The sequence below is a fragment of the Neobacillus sp. OS1-32 genome (genome assembly GCF_030915425.1).
Classification (GTDB): Bacteria; Bacillota; Bacilli; order Bacillales; family Cytobacillaceae; genus Neobacillus; species Neobacillus paridis.
Window position 1 is genome coordinate 3,114,433 of record NZ_CP133263.1, and the last position, 19,838, is coordinate 3,134,270.

Here is a 19,838-nt window from a genome sequence, read left to right on the forward strand (position 1 = left end):
GAATTTCTCATATTATTTGCACAATCTTTTAAGACACTCAAACGATGTTTCCTAAGACCCTCTATATTCGAAACGGAAGGGATGAATAGTTCGTCTAATGAATAAAATGGGAATGGGGTATTAAAGAGGTGAAGATCGCAATGAAAAAGCTGTATTTGTCTACATTGACTCTTACGCAAAGTATCGCTTTGTTTGGCTGTACCAATAGCACAGAAATTGTAAAAAACACGAAAGAAGATCATTATAAGCAAAAAATCATTATCATGGGCTCAGTTAATGATCCACTCCCGCAAGAAGCCAAAAATGTTGAATATATGCCAAGTAATTTAGAACCGCAACAAATTCCAAATTTTAATCTTAAAGAGCCAATTATCATGACCCGAATGCCTTACTACGAAAAGAAAAACAGTGATAATTCTCCATCTAATATAAACAGAAGGTAAAAAGAGTTCCAATTTCATTTTTGGGAAAGTAGTTTTTTATGGATTAATCTCTTATTTCACTATTTTGACTAAAATTTCTAAACACCAATATTTCCACTCATTATCATTAGTCGCTAAAACATCTTGAATGAGTGAAACAATTTCATTCGGGAACGTAAGTAAAAATTCCGCCACTTCCTTTGCTATTGGCCAGTTCATATCCTGAATCCATTCCAGAAGACCTGGCAACAAAAGCAATTGTTCATTTCTACTTAACTTCTTTATTTGGTTTACTTTTACAAAGTCATGCTTATTTCTTGGCATAAAGTCAGCGTTATAACTCATGTTAAGATGACCCTACCCAGTACCAACTTTTATCCAGCTTTTCAATCTCTTTAAAATCACCATCAAAATCATTTTTATAAGGTCTTTGGTCATTCGGCACATAAACAAATCCGGAAAAGTTGTCTAAAATACCACGATAAGTGAAGAACAGAACCGAATAATTATTTTCATTCCTCTCCATAATAATTTCACCGCCACCTTTATCTTCTTCTCTATACTGTCGAGTCGACTTTTTTGCTTAGTTAAATAACGAAAGATAGATAAATAACAAGGTCTTACCTCCCTTAGTTCCCTGAATCATATCTCCGAATCCAATCCAAAAAAGGTTCGAGGCTCTCCCAGCATACTGCAATTTTAATCCGACTAATTTCTCAATTTCAGCTTTAATTTTTTCCTTCATCCATTACTCCTTATAAATGTCAGTTATTTGCTTCGACGGAGAGAAGTAAAACTCTGTGGCCAAAATATATACTCCCAATAATCCAAGGCAAATCAGGGTTATTGAAAATATTAAATAAAAAAGGTTCCACTAGTGTTGCATTAATTTAATTTCACTATTAGGAATACTTGAAATGTTCAATTTTATTATTCTCTGCAAAGAAAAAGTCCTTTATAATGGATAGGTCAGGTGGTAATCCGTCCAAATCCAATATAAAAGGACTAGCTCATGGACAAGATTACACGAAAAACTTCATTTGGACAATGGTTTTCACCAATAAATCTTCAATTATTTGAGGAACAGGTGAAAACGATGAAATTAGATTACTATACAAAGAAATTAACGACGGAGTCGTTCCTAAAATTACTTCTTTTTGCGCAGCTACAAGAAGTGGAAAGCCTTCATGCGCTTGGAGATTACCTTTTCGATGATCAGCTTCAAAAGGAAATTGACCTTGATTCTATTAGTATTTCTCAGCTGTCACGCCGTTTAAATGGGATGAATCCTGATCTATTCCAAAGGCTTTTTCTTGATTTGGTGTCCCAAATTCATGTCAAAACACATTACACAAAACTTGTGATGCCATTAAAAATCATCGATTCAAGTACCTTGCCACTCAATTTGACGAATCATAAATGGGCAAAATTCCGCAAAACAAAGGCTGGAGTAAAACTGCATTTGCGGCTTGTATTTATGGAAAAAGGCACTTCTTACCCGGAAAAAGCCGTTATGACTACGGCAAAAGAACATGATCGTGGCCAGCTTGAAATCATGGTAGATGACAAAGAATGCATGTATGTGTTCGACCGTGGTTACTTAGATTACGAACGTTTTGACCGCATGACCGATGATGGTTACTTTTTTCTTTCAAGGTTACGTAAGAACGCTGTTATACGGGAAGTTTACAACTTTAAACTACCGGAAAATTCTTCTGTTTTATCGGACCAAATGGTGTTGATTGGAACCACACAAAATCGTGCTGAAAATTATTTTCGACTGATAAAAGTTCTGGATTCAAAAGGAAATGAACTCCATTTAATCACCAACCGTTTCGATTTGGAAGCTGATGAAATTTCAGAGATGTACAAATCACGCTGGGCCATTGAATTATTTTTCAAATGGATCAAACAGCACCTCAGCATAAAAAAGTTTTACGGTCAAAGCGAATGGGCGATTCAGAATCAAGTGTTCATTGCACTCATTGTTTTTTGCCTACATGTTCTAGCGCAAATTGAATTAAAAAGTAGTCGAAAAATCCTACAAATTAGCCGATATTTAAGGGCTGCACTATGGAAACCGGCGCATATTTGGCTTCGAAAGATTGAAGGAAAAGCTGTTCCTTAATAAGCAAATTTGTTGTCGTCCCACAGGTCTTCAGGTTTAACTGTAAATAAATTTCCAAATGGACAGAGCCACCTTTAAATGGGTATTTATCTTTTTGGCCCTAAAAGGGTGAAATATTTTAACTGAAAATTCCGATACTTTTTATGCAACACTAGTGAAAAGGTTCATTATTTTTATAGTCCACCTCGTAGGAATGACAATTTTTAATATTTTATATATCCAATCCCAAATAGCCCGTACAAAAAGAAAAAACTACGCTTATTCCATTCCAACAATTCATTGAAATACTCAACCAGATGTTTATCCCAAATGGATTTCAATGTTTTTATTCCTAATAAACAAATCCTGATAACATGATTGTTAAAATCATCAGCCCAAAATAATATCCAATATAGTCCCATTTCGACACCATCAAAACCTCTTCTTAGCAGAATATTTTTTAAGGTCATAACCCTTGCTGAATATTGCATTATTAAAGCCCCTTATGTAGAAAAAACTTGGGCTTTAATCAAAATAGACAGGTTCTTGTGGATTACGCATATGTTTAAATGCCAATTGAATTTGTGATTCTGTATTTCTAGCTATTGACAAAGATGGTAGTTCATTTTCTGCAAAAAATTCAACTGCATTTGTTTCAATACCCTCTTGTGGTTTTCCACCAATGATTTCACATTGGATAAACATTTTATAAACGTGATATGGGGAAGGTGGATGTGGATGGCACTTCTTATCAAATACAGCTATCAATTTTTTTGCTTTCACATCAAACCCTGATTCTTCTTTTACTTCTTTAACTGCAACTTCACTCGGAGATAAACCTACGTCGCCCCAACCCCCAGGTAACGCCCAATCCCCATCTGTGTTTTCCCTAACCATTAAAATTTTATTATCTTTAAACACAACAGCTCTAATGTCTACTTTAGGAGTTGCATAACCTGTTTCATTGGCAAACAAATCTTTTATTACAGTCTTACTAACATCTGTATGTAGTGACAACATTTCAACGCTAATGTCTCTAATCATTTCAAATCTTTCCAAGTCATATATATCTTTCGAATAAGTTAGCCCTGCCTGTGCAATAGATTGAAGCTGTTTTGCCCATTCTAGCCATTTTGGTTCCATCTATCTTCACCACCGAATCAATTTAATACCTATAGTTTTAATTTTTTATTTAACCCAAATAAAGAAGCTACCTCTTGGGGTCGCCCACGTTGCATAATTACTGAACTATTCTTTTAATGTTTCTAATGCCGTATGCCTTCGTTTTTGGAAAGTTGGAATCGTGTACAAAACACTTTTACCCTTTTCCGTTAACTCTATATATGGAATTTACCCTTAGTCCTTCCAAATCCATTGGTAAACCCTTCAACTCCATTCCCACAGAGGAAATTGTTTATGTTTCAGGTTTTAATTTCATCATCGCACCATAATATTGTGAAGCCGTCGTAAAAGAAATAAATGCGCATAATTCACTTATTTCCTCTTCAGTGAAACATTCTCTCAAAATATCAAAAGTTGAATCAGCTATGTCTCCCTTTTGCTTTAAAAAGACTTCTGCAAATCCTACTGCAATAGATGTTTTTTCATTAAATTGATCTGGGTCTGGTTTCCCTTTGGCCTTACAATACTCACATCCGTTACTTTGAGCTAATGTTTTTCTCACTTGTTCCTTTAATTCAGACGTTAATAGTCCATCTTTTTCTAACACATCTCCTAACCGATTCCATCCTTCCATTATATCTATATTATGCCCCAATAGTCGTTGAAAAGGTGTTTCCCCAAAATTAGATTCCACAATTCTTGCCATAAAAGTTCCTCCTTGTTATATTTAACTATGAATTAATTATAAAAAACAAAATAACTAAATCACATTAAATTCACAACAATTATCAAACAAATTCTATTTGAAATTGACGATTTTTGGAGGAAAAACTTTAAAAATGAAAATAAATGATATTGATAAAAAAATTTTAAATGAACTACTTAATAACAGCCGTTTATCAATGAGCGAGCTTGGAAGAAGGGTAAATCTGTCCTCCCCATCAGTAACGGAACGGGTAAGGCAAATGGAATCATTTGGAATAATAAAGAAATATACTTTAGAAGTTGATTATGAGAAATTAGGTTTACCAATCCAATGTATAATTGAAGCAACAGTTAAAAAGGGTGACTATAAATCTTTTAAAAATTATATTGAGAAACTTCCAAATGTAGAATTCTGTTATCGAATAGCAGGAAGTGCGTGCTATATGCTTAAAATGCAGTTTGAAACTTTCGCTAAAGCAGAAAAATTCATTGATGAAGTAAATCCAATCGCACATACTGTAACACATTTTATTTTTTCACAAGTTCCGACGAATTTAAAAATTAATATGGATTGAATAGTTTTTAGTTAGAGGCATTACTCTAAATTACCTGACACGTAGTAAAAATAACCCAGCATTAATAATGATCGAGATTCTCGAACAGATTCCTGCTTATTCCACAAGATGGCTCTAAAATGAAAATGAGCGCTGATTCTTGTTACTGACGCCCGTTTGTGGAAGATGGCTATCGAACTAAAGCGTTAGTTGAATAAACCTGATCCGGGACGTAGTTTATATTTTTTTGAGATACTTGGATCCTGGCTGTTTTTTAAAAATTGGAACATATATAGTAAAGCATCTTTATCTTCATTGGACATAGGAAGCTTTACTTCTTGGGTCCTCTTTCGTAATATAGCAGAACCTTCTTTTACTATATCTTTCATAGTAATTATGTATTCTGGACGAAACTTACTCATATATAAACACCTCGTCTACTTTCCTATTTAAAACTTTTGAAATTTTAAAAGCTAATTCAAGAGTTGGATCATATTTATCATTTTCAACACAATTAATGGTTTGTCTTACAACTCCACATTCCTTAGCAAGATCTTCCTGCGTAATTCCTAATTTTTTCCTTTGACAGACAATGAACCTGATCGAAGCACAAAAGTATAATCCTTCCATTCGAGTCTGTCTTCTAATAGCCAGATTTTTAGAAAAACCTTTAGACGAGTTATTTTGGATCGATGATTAAGAAGAATTTCAATAAAATCAACAGTTATGAAAGGGGAGTTTCAAATGCGTTTACCTAAATGGGGGTTATTGACATTCAATATTCTGTTGTGTGTGGTATTCGCATATGTAAGTATTTCGTCATTTTCTAATGGAGCAACTATCTGGTGGTTGTGGGGGTTAATCTCTATTCTATATGGCTACACCACTATAACCCGATTTGTAAAGGGATATAACGAAGGTTGGTCCTCCACTGAAATTGTTGAGGATGAACGAACTTGGAATGTTCGACTGGTATCATGTTTCATCGCTTTTATTTATATTCTGCTTTTCTTAACTGCTGGAATTATAGTATTTTATATGGGATATCTTTCCTTCGACCCTGTTATTTATATGATTCTTGCTGTTAGTACAAGTGTAGCGGTTTTTGCCATTTCGTAAATTGTACAAACAATTCCAAGATAGGGAGTTTTCGGCTCCTTATCTATGGATATGGAAATTAATTTAATTTCGTAGGGAGAGATAAAATTGAGCAAGAAAGCATTCCATATATACAATATCATTGTCTTGGTTCTGCTCTTATCATTTAACCTTTTAGTCTTATTTGCCTTTGGGATTGGCGAGGGTGGAATGAGATTTTCGGATTGGTTTCCAATAGTCGCTTCATTTATCATTTGGGGTATCTTTTACCGTATTCAATTTTCACGTTCTACCAATACGTGGAGAATATCTTGGTTTTTCATTATGTTAGTGTTTCTTTTCTTCTGGGAAACTGGTCTTGGTGCAACTTTCGGGAAGTTGTTTAGTTTAAATTAGGGCATTATTTTATTTAAACGAACGTTTGATTAATGATCGAATAAAGTGAAACTTCCATTATCCGATTTCTTTAGTGAAGAGGAATATTAATCGCTTAAAGAGCAGGTGAAGTTACACTTTCCTGCTCCCTTACATTCATTTTCTCCATACACTCCAAAAAGTTCACTTAATCTTTTGCAATATTTCAATGGCGGTTTCATCAAACTCTTCTAACTTCTCTCCTGCTGCTGGTCTTTCAAATGGCATCCTTCTCATTAATTCCACTCCAATCTCTAATCATCTTCTACTTCAAATAAACCCGAATATTTATTTGCAAAAATTTCCCCCTAAGCCAATTTAACTCCTTTTAAGTAAAGAGCAACATGTATCTATAAAGTACGTGATTTCTCCCCGTCAATATGTTTAGGAACACCTGATAAATCGAGTAATTCCTTCAAATGGATAGACTTTTTACGATTTGCTTCTATCGTAATATTGTAAGGACCAGCTAAATTCATTAGCGACTCCATTCGTACTCCATCTTCCATGAAGTGGGAATCCAGCAATTCTAATTCAAATGATACGTCTTTATCGCTTCGATTATGTAACACAAAATTACATTCTCCATTCAATAAGTCTTCGCTGACATTCTCAAAATTGCAATTACCATTACCATCGTATGAAATGGCTGTAATTCCACTTGCCAACGTTTCTTGGTACATTGTGATTAGAATATTTGGTAAAATTGCATATACGATTACAACTATTACAATTGTCCGAAAGCGATATTTCTTCATGCCAATGAAAAGTAAAATTATGGCGATTATGAATAAAATGGACCCAATGATACCGAGGGGGATAAATCCATCTTGATTACGGATTGGAAACGACATGAATATAGAACGTGCTTCTAACATTACGTTATTAGGAAACGGGAAAAATAAATACATACATATACCTAAAATAACAACTGAACTAATGAGTGACAGTTTACTTCTTATCATCATACCCCTCCTCTATTTAATTTCTTTTACAAACATTCATCTCACTTCCAAAGCGGAGGCAAAACATCTGCTCTGGATACTGACCGTTTGTTGGATACTTAATCTCACTACAATGTTTTTCTTCAGTAGCAGGATTAAAAACAACAATATCCATTTCTTTTTTAAGAAAATGCTCTTTATCCAGTCCAAAATAATTAATATTCCGTTCTAATTGGATTTTATAATCTATTGGTAAATTGGCTCTTAAGAAAATTGCCAATTTAAACTGGATGCTGAACTCATTGTAAATCTCAATAGTGCCATCGGAAACCATGTTCATGAACCCAACTAATTGAGCTTGTAAATCCATCGTTCACCCCTTATATAAATTTTCTGTTTGAAACGGAGCAAAATCTTCGTCAAAGCACATATAGCAATAGCCTGTTTGGTCATGATTGAAAATTGCATTTCTCTCCTCAATTAACCCTTTAGGCGTGATACAATACGCACGAACTCTTTGTAAATCAGTTCATCATCTTGGTAGCGATAAACTATTAAGACATTTGATTTTTGAACTTTATTCTTTTGAAGAATCAATTCGTTAAGATAATCAATTCTTTCAGCAGATTCAATGTATTGTATCCCAATAACATTATGTGGAATATACCCATCATCTGTTTGGGAAAATAGCTTTTCAATTGTTTCAACATCTTTCCTCGGAAGACTCTCTCTCTCCAAATGTAAGGCAAGATATAAAAACTGTTCATTATCCAATCGGGCATCCCACTTCCACCAAGACAAATCCATTGGTCGGGAACGCCCTTTTAATTTATCAAATTTAGAATCTTCAATGAATGCATCGAAGCCAAGCATTTCTCCTAATTGGGCAAAAAAATCAATTTCTCTTTTTGTGAACATAGAAACATTATGCAAATGGGACAAGTTCATTCTTCGATAATTCCTTACATAGCCCTCAAAAAATTGTACGAGATTAAAATATTGTTTTTCCAATTAGTCCACCCTCTTTTTCTAACGTAATTCATAAGCTAAATCAATATAAGGTCGAATTTGTTCAAAATCATCTACCCATTCTAATCGGATATATGCCTCATGGGGATATTTGTCAATCTCATATTCCTTGCGTTCAAATTTTCTCCCCAGTAGATTATCAATTTCCTCTTGTACACTAAGACCTAATCTTTTTTCTTTTTTTCCGATATGCAATATTAAGCATCGTTGTCTTTGAGTAGTTAAAGTAGCAAATTTGGGCTTCTTGATTCTTTTATAACCAATACCATCATTGGTTTCGGCATCTTGTATGTCCTTGTAACCAGACTCATACCATATATAATCATGGATTTTTCTTGCTAATTCTTGAGCCTTTACCTTTTCAAATTGCAGGAAGAAATATTCATTGGTTTTTGGGCTACCTATACAGTTGATAACGCAAAATTCTTCAAACTGTTCTAATAAAAAGCATGTCAAAACTTCATTAGTATTTTTAAAGTATTGTTGCTGTTCCAAAAAGAAGTTTCTAATCTTTTCCCATGTCAAAATGATATTTTCTTCAACTTCCTGATTAACAGCAAATCTGTTTTTATGACCTTCGATTTGATTGATTTCTAAGTATGAATTTAAACCAATCTTTGTTTCTATTAAAATTGAAACCGAATTTGAGAGGATTGCTCCATCAGGAATATAATACTTTTTTTCTTGTAAGTTATTTATTACCTTATCAGTTTCAGCAATTCCTACTACAACTGCTTGTGGAGTCTTACGGTGTAGTTCATTTGAGACTTGATACATGTATTCAAAGGAGTCTATGTTGTTTTCTTTTATTCCTAACCACTGGATAAAATTCCTGGTTAGAATCGGTGAGGAATGCTGTAAAACATTCACAAATGCTTTTGTTGCATTATTTTCAATCTGTAATTGCTTTGTTTCTTCAGAGCCTTTTCTTGTCTGCCCTCGATAGTAATGAAAAATATTCTTATAAATTGACACTTTTTTCACCTTCTATCATCATATTTAAAGTTGAGTATTTCTTTATTTCTCACAATTATTCTATGTTATTATTTGGTATTATGAAAGCTATATGGATAACAGTTACAAATAATAAACAAATGAAGGGAATAGTAGAACAGATATGCCTGATACTAATTGAATATTTTGCGAAAATGGAGTTTGGCTCATGAGGATGTCACGGTTACTTCGGAAGTAGATGACCATGGGATAGATTTTATTGTAAAAAAGATTAAAGAGGTCGTTTTGCGAGGTCCAGGTAAAATAATAAGAAGGTGAAACCATATGATAGGAAAAGATTTTTTACAATGGAAATATGCTCGAAATTATCAATCATTTCACAACAAATGCAATAAGTGTAAGACAAAAACTCGTTTATTGTATCCAAACTATTAAAATTGGAGATAAAACTATTGAAAATGCCCAGGTTCTTACTTGTCCAAATTGCTCACAAATCGACAATGAAGATTAGCAGGTCCTATAAGAAAAATAAATGTTATAAACTTAGAATAGTTACTAAACAAAATAAAAACAACCACCTTAACTCTTTGCAAAAGCAAAAAAAAGATGGTTGTTTTGTAAAGCAAAATGGGTGGTCGTTCTCTGTCCTTTCGATGACATAACAAAAGCTCCACCACTAATATTTTACCAAATTTCTAAATAAACAGAAAGCAAAAGTGGTATTGCAAGAGTAATTCATTCTTTCAAATCTTGTTGAAGCAACTCCAATAATTCTTTCTTTGTTTCAATCTGAAGTAAGGAAATGAATTCCCTTAGCCCTGTATTGTACAAGCACAACATTAACAGCCTTTCCCGTTCTTTATTAAATGGAAGAAAAATTCCAGAAATCATCTCCAACTTATTCTCAGATGGCGTATATTCCTCATAAATCTTATAATTTATCGGCTGAGCTTCTTTCTTAGGAATTAACATAGGTTCAAATCTCCCTCCTCCATGTTTTGGTACAATAAGGACATTTCCAAGCAAAGATAGAATCCCAATTGGAAATGCCAATTTTTTCACTTACATAATGTAGATTGTATTGCTTTTGTTCTTGTTCGGTGAGAACTCTTATTAAACTCTTACCACAATACGGACAATATTCTTTTGGTATTTCTTGCTCATTTTTCATTCTTTTCTTCTATCACTCTCAACAATCTGACATAATCCTTCTTTTAGAAGAAGCCGAACATCTATACAGGCTTCATTAAAATCAATCTGACTGTAAATTTCCTGTTCCCAAAAATTAATTTGGTCTTTTTTACGAATGATAACATGAACATTCTCTAACATCTGATAGTATTTCATCCTTCACCCTCCCACAATATCAATCGTGTTCTGTATCTGCTTCGTAGAGTTTCCTTTGTATCATCAGAAATAACTTCTACCCCAGATATAAAGTAATTACTCCCTCTTTCTCGGCAGTTTCTATACAACAGGATAAGAAATGGAGCAACCTCTCCTTTTCTTGGTCTACATCAAGTTGCATTGGGTGCAAACCCGAAAAGATTAAGACAGCAGGATGCAACAGTTCTCTAATGGCTTCACTGTAAAACTCTCGATTCTCCACTTCCTTGTATGCTTGTTGTAGCGTTTGATAAGAGACAGTGATTTCATCCCCTCTCCCACTAAAATCTTCGCCATATGGATTAGCCAGACCCAATGGCACATAGAGATGCTCAACATTTGGATTCCAGACCTGAAACGATTTCGTTGCAAAAACCTCATTCTTTTTATTTCGTGCTTCAATATAAAAACCCATAATTCCTTCTCCCCCTTATCTCTCCATTAAGTGACTTGATAACTCCTCCAGCATTGCCAAATACTCCTTTTCGCTGTCAGGTTCACCAAATCCATATTCCTTCAACTGAACTGTAGGTGTCTGTAACCATCCCCGAATATCATTGTCCATTTCCAGGTCCTCCAAAAACAAAATCTCCTCCACCAATTCGTTAATATCTGTATCCTTTTCCTGCATAATTTCATTGCTCATTCTAAAATCCCCCTTATTCTTAAACATTCCATTAAAAAGACCACCTACATCAAAAAGAAAACTTTCACATAGTAGCCAACGACTAAAGCAACAGCAATGGTAAGTACGTCTCCAACTAATTCAATGGTAAGATTTTGTAAAGGGCCTTTCAGCTTTTCCAGTAACATTCTCTCTCCCCCTTTTCAATACAGTTTGGAAACAAACACAATTAAAAACGCCCAGTCCTATGACTGAGCGTTAATATATGTAATATGGACTTTTATAATAGATATCAAAAGTCTTCATTTTGTTTCCTCGTTTCAATAATTATTGTTTCCTATAAGTTTATGATAACTACAGTTCCACACGATATCAACTCAAATTTATTAGAAGTTTGAGTCAAGTATTTGTGGGCAGTTTTTTTATCCCCACAGGGGTGAAAGCGGATTCACTTATTTAGAGTGCTCTCTTGATAGAAAATTTGTCTTTTTTAAAAACCGGCCAACTCTTTTAATGCTTTGTACACTGGAATATTCGCCTTGCCTTTTAGGTAAAGGATATTATCCCTTGTAGCTTCACCAATCGTGCTTTTCACCTTTTCCACATAATGTCTCGGGGGGTTCTTTTCTTCCTTGGTTTCTGTCCATCTTTCCACTCGCCCGAATAGTGTTCTCAAAGCTAAATTATCGAGGAATGCCACCAATCCGGTGATCATGGCACTTACGCCTTTTTCCACCCAACTACGCCCATTTTTGAGCCTTTTTGCGAAGACTCTCATTGTTCCCTCTGCACTTCCCATTGGTCTCATTCCAGATGTCTCAACCCCCTGCTCTTTAAGCCATTCTCGATAATCCCTGAGGGCTTCAGGGTACTTTTCGAGCTGACGAAGCAACTGGTCCAGCCGTTCTTCTTGTTCCCTCGTTTCAAGAGTTCCGACGGCATTATTTAATTCTGTAAGTAGTTTCTGACTGTCATAGGACGCGAGAGCCTTTTGCATTTGGCGATAGCGAGGGTGTTTACGGAACAGGCTGCGAATATCTCGTGCCACGTGAAATCGGTCAATCGAAAAGAAAGCCCTGTCCTTAAAATGCTCACGGCAGGCTGTGATCCAACTAGCACCATCACCGTTTATCACCAGTTTGTGGACAGTGGGGTCATACTCGAAATTCTCGATGAGAAAGTCCTCAAACGCCTCCCAAAAGGGCTGTTTCCCACGGTGAATAAAATGCCGTTTATCTTTTAGACTTACCCGTTTTCCGTTAATTTCCCAGCCTTGATGAACCGCTGCTATTTTTTCTTCCTTTCCTCTTTTTCCTTTTCCCTGACGTTTCACATATATACCGTCCACCTCTACAAATAACACTGAGCGGTGTATAGGCTGACGCTCTTTTGGAATACTGGCAACCTGTAACAGATGTTGACGTATAGCTTCGTGACTGATCACACGGTAGCCTAAAAGTGTTTCAAGCGATTCTGCGGCCTTTCGGTAAGAAGGCCCTGTAATGGCAAGCTCTAGAGCGGCTTCCTCAATAAGGGGACTGAAGGTACCTGCCCCTTCAAATTCCAAATAACGATCAAGGAGATAGACATATTCATTTTTCTCTCTATCACGGTAATAGTTCCGTTCAATCGTGATTTCCCCAAAAAGGCTGTCTAACGTGGTGGTACGCTTATCGAGTAGACGATAACGCTTTTTATTACGCTCTTCGGCAATCTGTTGGTCCATGTCCTCTAAAAGAGTCTTCATAACCCCTGAGAAGGTTTCCTGTAATTGCCTCCAAACTAATTGTTCAATCTGTTTTAAATTGGGATATATTGTGCTATTCTTTTGCATGAGGGCTTCCTCCTTTGGATTGGGTTTGGTCGACTATGATTCTACCAAGGAGTAGCCCTCTTTTTCATGTATTTAGCTTAGAACACTACCGCGCTTTCGCTTGGTGGCCCCTTCATTTGGTGAGCGATCTGACAATCCCTCACCAAATGAAGGGGTTAAATTTTGCCCACATTAATTTTACTCATACTTATTAGAACAATCTAAGAATGCTATAACAGGATTATCAATTTCCTCTTGTAGCTTCTACCCATTCTCTAATATTCTTGCAACATTCCACAAATGCTAATCATAGTCTTGTCTTTTATTTATTCCTTTATTACTTGCTTCCTTTACCCTCTACGTTGTTCACAAATAAAAAACAATGTCCTTTTTCTTCCTCCTGCTTTCCTCTTCCTTCTCCTCCTCAAACCCTTTTCCAGCTTAGGCTCACGCCCTTTCCCCATCTTCTGGAATAGAAAAAAGTTTGTCCTCCCTTTTCCCCACTTTTGCTCAAACTTGTACCGAATTTTCAGGGTCTTAGACATAAAAAACTTTGTCCAAAAATCCTGTATTTCTCCTGCTTTTTCTCCCGCATTTCTTATTTTCCTTCTGCATTTTCCTCTGCCTTTCTTCACCATTTTTCTCTTTCTCTTTCCTGACTTAAACCTTGATTTATCAGTATCTATCGGGATTTCATTTAATCGTTTGATTCAATCTGGCTGACGTACCAACGGTACGTATCCTTGCTTTTTCTCCCGCTTTCTTCATGCAAAAAAGACCGAAGGGCGACCAGGCTTTCACCTGATTTTCCTCCAGTCTTGACCAAACTTTTTTATTTAAGGACATACATTATTGTGTTAACCCAAAGTTTTTTAGGTGAGTACACAAGAACGTAAATAATTATCTATCCATTTATTCCACTGTCACCGACTTGGCGAGGTTGCGCGGTTTGTCGACGTCGCAGCCACGGTGCAGGGAGGCATAGTATGCCAATAATTGTAATGGAACCACAGAGATAAGTGGTGTTAATAATTCGTGTACTTCCGGCAGGACAAAGCTGTCTTCGTCCATGTTGAGACCCTGCATAGAAATGATACAAGGGTTAGCTCCGCGGGCCACGACTTCCTTGACATTGCCGCGAATACTTAAGTTTACTTTTTCCTGGGTGGCAAGGGCAACTACTGGGGTGCCGTCTTCAATTAAAGCAATGGTGCCATGCTTTAACTCTCCGCCGGCAAATCCCTCCGCTTGGATATAGGAAATTTCCTTAAGCTTTAGTGCACCTTCCAGGCAGACATAGTAGTCAAGCCCACGGCCAATAAAGAAGCAATTACGCGTCGTTGATAGAAATTCTCTTGAGATGATTTCAATCAGCTCTTTTGAATCACAAAGAACATCCATCGCATTGGCCACTAAACCAAGTTCATGAGAAAGGTCAAAGCCAATATCGATACCGTTGCTCTTGGCAGTTACCTCTGCCAGAACGGCCAGCACAGCGATTTGGGCTGTGTATGCTTTAGTCGAAGCCACGGCAATTTCAGGGCCGGCATGCAGCAGTAAGGTAAAGTCTGCCTCACGAGATAGGGTCGACCCTGGAACATTTGTAATCGTTAATGCCGGGTAACCCAACTCTTTTACCTTTACAAGAACAGAACGGCTATCGGCCGTTTCACCGCTTTGCGAAATGAAAATAAACAATGGCTTTTTCGATAATATAGGCAGATTATAACCAAATTCACTGGAGATATGAACCTCTACTGGAATCTTCGCCATTTTTTCAATAAACTGCTTGCCAACCAGGCCGGCATGATAAGAAGTCCCGGCTGCAATAATATAGATCCGGTCTGCTTCGTTTACCGCATCAATGATCTCTCGGTCGATGGTCAGTTCACCCTGTTCGTTCCGGTACGTTTGAATAATTTTTCTGATAACGGCGGGCTGTTCATCGATTTCCTTCAGCATATAATGCGGATAGGTACCCTTCTCGATATCACTTGCATCCAGTTCCGCTGTAAACGGTGGACGGTTTATGATCTCACCGTTCAAGTTTTGAATCGTCACTTCATTCTTTTTTAACAACAACAATTTCTTTGTCCATTAATTCGACGAACTGGTTTGTCAATTGCAGCATTGCCATGGCATCGCTGGCCACAACATTAAAGCCATTTCCGAGACCGACTAAGAGCGGACTTTTATTTTTCGCCACATAGATCGTTTCGCTGTCCTCAGCGTCTAATAGGGCAAGCGCATAGGAGCCATGTAACAGCTTCAGCGTTTTCCGGAAAGCTTCCAGGACATTTAAGCCTTCACCCACAAATTTCTCAACCAGCTGCACAATCACTTCTGTATCTGTTTCACTTTTGAAGGGAACGTCTGCTAAAAATTCACGTTTTAACAGTGCATAATTTTCGATGACACCATTATGAACCAAAGTAAACCGGCCGGTTGCACTTTGGTGAGGGTGAGAATTTTCTTTACTTGGAACCCCGTGAGTTGCCCAGCGGGTATGACCAATCCCGATGGTTGCAAACATGTCCTTATCAACAGCTCGACGTAAATCAGCAATTCGTCCTTTTTCTTTGAAAACATGAATACCCTGATCATTTTTTAAGGCAAGGCCTGCTGAATCGTAACCTCTATATTCAAGCTTTTCTAAACCTTTTAGTAGAATTTCTTTTGAGTCGTTATTTCCGATATATCCAACAATTCCGCACAAGTTCTTTTCCTCCCTGTCAAGGGGGCAAGAAACTTCCCGAGGGCATTACTTGCCCCCTTATCTCCGTTTTTTTGAGGTATCTGTTTATACCTTTTCCAAACATAAATCACAATATGCCGCATTTTCTTCCCTTTGTGCACAAGGTTGCCCCTGTGTTTTAAAGAAGAAATTTCGGTTGTGCGTTCAACCGGGAGGTATCCGCCGAAACCTTCGATAAACCTCCTCCTCGTCAACTAACCGACTCTCTTTCGATTAGTCCAGGCGCTTTAAAAAGAAATTTTGTCAGCTGCCCTCCTTTCAAGGAAATACAAAGCAAGTTAATACTACATGAAAAAGAGGAGACTAGTCAACAAAAAAGTAAAATTTTGTGGTACTCTCCACTTATCATAAAATATGCATAAAGGAATGTAATGTTCCCTTATGCATACCCATTTCCTCTTATTCTTTTAAGCCCATTTCCTGCTCAACAACGGCAACAATTCGAGCAACATAAGACGAGCAAAGCTCTTCTGTTGCTGCCTCAGCCATTACGCGAACGAGCGGTTCTGTCCCTGATGGACGCACAAGGATTCTTCCATTGCCAGCCATCTCAGATTCCACTTGTTCAATCACTTCTTTGACCTTAAGATTATCTGTTACATGATATTTATCGGTAACCTTGACATTCACCAGTTTTTGCGGGTACTTTTTCATTTCCCCTGCCAATTCACTCAGTGGCTTTTGGGTTGCCTTCATAATATTGACCAATTGCAAGCCGGTTAATAAACCATCACCTGTCGTATTATAGTCCAAGAAAATAATATGACCGGATTGTTCACCGCCTAAATTATAGCCATTTTTCTTCATTTCCTCGACCACATAGCGGTCGCCCACTGCCGTGGTAACACTTTGAAGGCCATTGGCTTCCAGCACCTTATAAAAACCAAGATTGCTCATTACTGTTGAAACAATCGTATTATGCTTAAGACGGCCATGTTCCTTCATGTATTTGCCGCAAATATAAAGAATCTGATCGCCATCGACGATGTTTCCATTTTCATCAATAGCGATCAAGCGGTCACCATCACCATCAAAGGCAAGACCAACATCGGCACCCTTTTCCTTCACAAAAGCAGCCAGTGCTTCAGGGTGTGTTGAGCCGACGCCGTCATTAATATTTAAACCATTGGGAGCTGCCCCCATGGTTGATAAGTCAGCGTCTAAATCAGCAAATAAGTAAGTCGCCAGTGAATGGGTTGCACCATGAGCGCAATCCAGGGCAATATGAATACCGGAGAAATCCTCTTCAACGGTGTTTTTCAAGTATTGCAGATACTTTTGCCCGCCTTCAAAATAATCCATCACCAAACCAAGATCTGCACCGATTGGACGAGGTAATTGATCCTCTGGTAAGTCCATTAATTTCTCAATCTCCAGTTCTTGCTCATCGGATAATTTGAAGCCGTCAGGACCGAAGAATTTAATCCCATTATCGGCAACTGGATTATGCGAAGCTGAAATCATGACGCCGGCTTGGGCCCCTAATGCCTTTGTTAAATAAGCCACACCTGGTGTCGAAATCACCCCAAGACGCATGACCTCCGCCCCAATCGACAATAGACCTGCCACTAGAGCCCCTTCCAGCATATGGCCGGAAATGCGGGTGTCACGTCCGATTAAAACCTTGGGACGGGCTTTATCTTTTGTTAACACATAACCGCCAAACCTGCCCAATTTAAAAGCCAGTTCAGGGGTTAATTCGCTATTCGCTATTCCCCTTACTCCGTCAGTACCAAAATATTTTCCCATAACAAACCGCTCCTTCAACATTTATTACTCGAAATTAAGCATTATTTTTAATGGTAATTTTTGCTGTGGATTTATTTAGCTTCCAATCGATATTAGGCGGACCGTCTACCTGAATATTGACATTGTGACTCCCCTCATCCATGTTGGAAAGATCAACATAAACATCAAAATCATCCGGACCTAATGATTGCAAAACAGCGCTTGGCCCATTTACAAGGATACTAATCATTTGATTATTCGGGTAATCTATCTCTGCGACAAAATCGCTGGCAAGTCCTTTTATTTTGATCGGAATTTTTGTGACTGTTTTTTCTTCTTGCTTATTAACAATTACCTTAACTTTGACTGTCTGCGGTGTTACTTTGGTAATTCCATTGGAAATGATGACAGGCAATTCCAAGGTGGTATTATCCGTTATTTTGCTAACATTCACTTCCACCCGAACACTGTCGGTTCTTTTTAACACATCATCATTTGCGGAGATGACTGCTTCTCTTGTTTCAAGTTCAATTTTATCAATCGTTACACCTTTTGGTGGAGTTCCTTTTTGAACAATGCTGATTGGAACCTTCTTACTGTTATCCTTGATCGGGATCGTGACTTTGACTGTCTCTGGTTCAACCGTTACATCCAATTTATTTAAATTTTTATCTAAGACTTGCACATCTGCTGCTCTCGCTATCGTTTCTGTCAGTTTCTCTTTTTCTTCAATCGCCGCTTTGACGTAAGTGATCTGGTCAATCAGACTTTTCGCTCCGGTAATTTTAACCCGGGCCGGTTCCACAATCGGTTGCCCGGCTAGGTAGCCATCGGCAATCTGACTGCGATTAAACTCTCCTTCCACCTTATATTCCCTTGTGACTTTCTCTTGAACGGTCACGTAGACAAATTCCGGTTTAATCGTTGCCTTAATCCGATCATTTAAGTCTCTCACTTTGAGCTTGACCTTTTGTCTGCCAATTTTGGCATCCTTTAGGTCCACATATACTTCAAAGTTTCGCAGTGCTTTAGCCGTCTGAACGACTGTAATTGGGCCTTTTAAACTGACGTCTACTGTATTTGGAACACCGGTTACCACTAAATTATCGGTATCATAGTATGCTTTGACAGGGAAATCTTTTATGTCCTCTGTCCTTTGATCCAAAGGCACATTGACATCTTTTGTTCCCGGATTGACAGAGGAATAGAGCAGTACAGCTAACACCAAGGCAAGCCCTTTTATAAACCAAGGATTATCCATCAATTTATCCATTGCTTTTCCCCCTCCAGTTCCAACGGGCTGAAGAAGCTTGTTTTGTTTTGATATGCAGCAATAATTCATTGCTGAGCATTTCTCTTAATTCTTCTGCTTTTAAATCCCGGTGAAGTTCTCCATTTCTTGTTAGTGAAATACCACCGGTTTCTTCGGAGACAACAACCGTTATACTGTCCGTTACCTCGCTGATCCCCAACGCTGCCCGATGTCTCGTTCCTAATTCCTTTGAAATAAATGGGCTTTCGGACAATGGAAGATAGCATGCAGCCGCGGCAACATTATTTTTTTGAATTATGACAGCCCCATCATGAAGCGGAGTATTTGGAATAAAGATATTAATTAATAGTTCTGCAGAAATCTTTGAATTTAGCGATATTCCTGTTTCGATGTAATCACTCATCCCGGTTTCCCGCTCGATTGAGATTAGGGCGCCAATGCGCCGCTTGGCCATATAATCAGCTGCCTTGAGAATGGCTTCCACTGTTTTTTCCTGACCATCTTCGTCTGGACTCGTGCTCCTTGAAAAAAACTTTCCCCGTCCCAACTGTTCGAGGGCCCGCCTAAGTTCCGGCTGAAAGATAATGATAATGGCAAGAAAACCATAGGTGATGACCTGCTGCATCATCCAGCTCAACGTAGTTAAGCCAAAAAAATCACTGGCAACCCTGACAATTAAAATGACCAAAATTCCTTTTAATAACTGGACAGCCTTTGTTCCTTTGATTATATTTATTAGTTTATAAATGACATACCAGACCAGGAGAATATCAACAACACTCGATACATATTTCCAAAATGTCCAATCCGCAAACGGCATGTTTTTTCCTCCGTAATTTTGCTTAAAAAATACCTGTTGTCATGCAACTCATTTATTATAACATATTATGATATGGTCGTTTTAAAAAA

Annotated in this window: 25 protein-coding genes and 2 pseudogenes; 5 read left to right on the forward strand and 22 right to left on the reverse strand. The window is 37.4% G+C overall.

Annotated elements, in window-relative coordinates; genetic code table 11:
* The first annotated feature begins 140 nt into the window (after positions 1-140).
* Positions 141-443, forward strand: coding sequence for a hypothetical protein (locus RCG24_RS15395; protein ID WP_202655622.1), 303 nt, complete (start codon positions 141-143; stop codon positions 441-443).
* 51 nt (positions 444-494) lie between these two features.
* On the opposite strand, the gene RCG24_RS15400 is transcribed toward RCG24_RS15395, so the two are convergent.
* The 3 genes from RCG24_RS15400 to RCG24_RS15410 are packed head-to-tail and all read right to left on the reverse strand — an operon-like array spanning position 495 to position 1,167.
* Positions 495-767: a DUF5071 domain-containing protein gene (locus RCG24_RS15400; protein ID WP_308077440.1), complete on the reverse strand. Its 273-nt coding sequence runs from the start codon at positions 765-767 to the stop codon at positions 495-497.
* A gap of 1 nt (position 768) precedes the next feature.
* Positions 769-948: a hypothetical protein gene (locus tag RCG24_RS15405; RefSeq protein ID WP_202655624.1), complete on the reverse strand. Its 180-nt coding sequence runs from the start codon at positions 946-948 to the stop codon at positions 769-771.
* Positions 949-1,005: 57 nt separating this feature from the next.
* A complete protein-coding gene (locus tag RCG24_RS15410) occupies positions 1,006-1,167 on the reverse strand; it encodes a hypothetical protein (RefSeq protein ID WP_308077441.1) in 162 nt (53 codons plus the stop codon).
* 267 nt (positions 1,168-1,434) lie between these two features.
* Between RCG24_RS15410 and RCG24_RS15415 the strand changes: the two genes are divergently transcribed.
* Positions 1,435-2,550 (forward strand): IS4 family transposase, encoded by a 1,116-nt coding sequence (locus RCG24_RS15415; protein ID WP_308077077.1) that lies wholly within the window; start codon positions 1,435-1,437, stop codon positions 2,548-2,550.
* A 203-nt stretch (positions 2,551-2,753) separates the two neighbouring features.
* On the opposite strand, the gene RCG24_RS15420 is transcribed toward RCG24_RS15415, so the two are convergent.
* From RCG24_RS15420 to RCG24_RS15430, 3 genes are all read right to left on the reverse strand, one after another.
* A complete protein-coding gene (locus RCG24_RS15420; protein ID WP_202655626.1) occupies positions 2,754-3,020 on the reverse strand; it encodes a hypothetical protein in 267 nt (88 codons plus the stop codon).
* Positions 3,021-3,054: 34 nt separating this feature from the next.
* On the reverse strand, positions 3,055-3,672 hold the full coding sequence (locus RCG24_RS15425; RefSeq protein ID WP_308077442.1) for an NUDIX hydrolase: 618 nt from the start codon (positions 3,670-3,672) through the stop codon (positions 3,055-3,057).
* Positions 3,673-3,943: 271 nt separating this feature from the next.
* Complete coding sequence (locus RCG24_RS15430; RefSeq protein ID WP_202655628.1) at positions 3,944-4,357, reverse strand: carboxymuconolactone decarboxylase family protein; 414 nt, start codon at positions 4,355-4,357, stop codon at positions 3,944-3,946.
* Between the two features lie 133 nt (positions 4,358-4,490).
* Between RCG24_RS15430 and RCG24_RS15435 the strand changes: the two genes are divergently transcribed.
* Complete coding sequence (locus tag RCG24_RS15435; protein ID WP_308079197.1) at positions 4,491-4,931, forward strand: Lrp/AsnC family transcriptional regulator; 441 nt, start codon at positions 4,491-4,493, stop codon at positions 4,929-4,931.
* A 194-nt stretch (positions 4,932-5,125) separates the two neighbouring features.
* On the opposite strand, the pseudogene def reads toward RCG24_RS15435, so the two are convergent.
* Both def and RCG24_RS15445 read right to left on the reverse strand, forming a co-directional pair.
* Positions 5,126-5,332 (reverse strand): annotated as a pseudogene (gene def, locus RCG24_RS15440) (peptide deformylase); the annotation flags it as partial.
* Positions 5,325-5,540 carry a helix-turn-helix transcriptional regulator gene (locus tag RCG24_RS15445; protein ID WP_202655630.1) on the reverse strand — a complete coding sequence of 72 codons (216 nt, stop codon included), beginning with the start codon at positions 5,538-5,540 and terminating at the stop codon, positions 5,325-5,327. The pseudogene def and the gene RCG24_RS15445, both read right to left, overlap by 8 nt.
* Before the next feature lie 114 nt (positions 5,541-5,654).
* Between RCG24_RS15445 and RCG24_RS15450 the strand changes: the two genes are divergently transcribed.
* Together RCG24_RS15450 and RCG24_RS15455 are read left to right on the forward strand one after the other, a co-directional pair.
* A complete protein-coding gene (locus RCG24_RS15450) occupies positions 5,655-6,029 on the forward strand; it encodes a hypothetical protein (protein WP_308077443.1) in 375 nt (124 codons plus the stop codon).
* Positions 6,030-6,116: 87 nt separating this feature from the next.
* Positions 6,117-6,404: a hypothetical protein gene (locus RCG24_RS15455; RefSeq protein ID WP_202655632.1), complete on the forward strand. Its 288-nt coding sequence runs from the start codon at positions 6,117-6,119 to the stop codon at positions 6,402-6,404.
* A gap of 368 nt (positions 6,405-6,772) precedes the next feature.
* Here RCG24_RS15455 and RCG24_RS15460 read toward each other — a convergent pair whose 3' ends face one another.
* From RCG24_RS15460 to cdaA, 14 genes and pseudogenes are all read right to left on the reverse strand, one after another.
* Positions 6,773-7,276 (reverse strand): hypothetical protein, encoded by a 504-nt coding sequence (locus RCG24_RS15460; RefSeq protein WP_308077444.1) that lies wholly within the window; start codon positions 7,274-7,276, stop codon positions 6,773-6,775.
* Between the two features lie 127 nt (positions 7,277-7,403).
* Positions 7,404-7,736, reverse strand: a complete 333-nt coding sequence (locus RCG24_RS15465) for a hypothetical protein (RefSeq protein WP_308077445.1) — start codon at positions 7,734-7,736, stop codon at positions 7,404-7,406.
* 110 nt (positions 7,737-7,846) lie between these two features.
* Positions 7,847-8,377, reverse strand: a complete 531-nt coding sequence (locus tag RCG24_RS15470; protein ID WP_308077446.1) for a hypothetical protein — start codon at positions 8,375-8,377, stop codon at positions 7,847-7,849.
* Positions 8,378-8,395: 18 nt separating this feature from the next.
* Positions 8,396-9,370: a hypothetical protein gene (locus RCG24_RS15475; RefSeq protein WP_308077447.1), complete on the reverse strand. Its 975-nt coding sequence runs from the start codon at positions 9,368-9,370 to the stop codon at positions 8,396-8,398.
* 714 nt (positions 9,371-10,084) lie between these two features.
* Complete coding sequence (locus RCG24_RS15480) at positions 10,085-10,321, reverse strand: hypothetical protein (RefSeq protein ID WP_308077448.1); 237 nt, start codon at positions 10,319-10,321, stop codon at positions 10,085-10,087.
* A 195-nt stretch (positions 10,322-10,516) separates the two neighbouring features.
* Entirely contained in the window at positions 10,517-10,696 is a 180-nt protein-coding gene (locus tag RCG24_RS15485; protein WP_308077449.1) for a hypothetical protein, read from the reverse strand.
* 76 nt (positions 10,697-10,772) lie between these two features.
* On the reverse strand, positions 10,773-11,150 hold the full coding sequence (locus RCG24_RS15490) for a hypothetical protein (protein WP_308077450.1): 378 nt from the start codon (positions 11,148-11,150) through the stop codon (positions 10,773-10,775).
* 15 nt (positions 11,151-11,165) lie between these two features.
* Positions 11,166-11,381 (reverse strand): hypothetical protein, encoded by a 216-nt coding sequence (locus tag RCG24_RS15495; RefSeq protein ID WP_308077451.1) that lies wholly within the window; start codon positions 11,379-11,381, stop codon positions 11,166-11,168.
* 44 nt (positions 11,382-11,425) lie between these two features.
* Complete coding sequence (locus tag RCG24_RS15500) at positions 11,426-11,548, reverse strand: hypothetical protein (protein ID WP_308077452.1); 123 nt, start codon at positions 11,546-11,548, stop codon at positions 11,426-11,428.
* A 302-nt stretch (positions 11,549-11,850) separates the two neighbouring features.
* Positions 11,851-13,194, reverse strand: coding sequence for an ISLre2 family transposase (locus tag RCG24_RS15505; RefSeq protein ID WP_308077453.1), 1,344 nt, complete (start codon positions 13,192-13,194; stop codon positions 11,851-11,853).
* Between the two features lie 891 nt (positions 13,195-14,085).
* Positions 14,086-15,889: pseudogene (gene glmS / locus RCG24_RS15510) on the reverse strand (glutamine--fructose-6-phosphate transaminase (isomerizing)).
* A 438-nt stretch (positions 15,890-16,327) separates the two neighbouring features.
* Positions 16,328-17,677, reverse strand: coding sequence for a phosphoglucosamine mutase (glmM, locus tag RCG24_RS15515; protein WP_308077454.1), 1,350 nt, complete (start codon positions 17,675-17,677; stop codon positions 16,328-16,330).
* Positions 17,678-17,711: 34 nt separating this feature from the next.
* On the reverse strand, positions 17,712-18,929 hold the full coding sequence (locus RCG24_RS15520; protein ID WP_308077455.1) for a CdaR family protein: 1,218 nt from the start codon (positions 18,927-18,929) through the stop codon (positions 17,712-17,714).
* Positions 18,922-19,749 carry a diadenylate cyclase CdaA gene (gene cdaA / locus RCG24_RS15525; RefSeq protein ID WP_202656389.1) on the reverse strand — a complete coding sequence of 276 codons (828 nt, stop codon included), beginning with the start codon at positions 19,747-19,749 and terminating at the stop codon, positions 18,922-18,924. Before cdaA ends, RCG24_RS15520 begins: the two co-directional genes overlap by 8 nt.
* Positions 19,750-19,838: the final 89 nt, after the last annotated feature.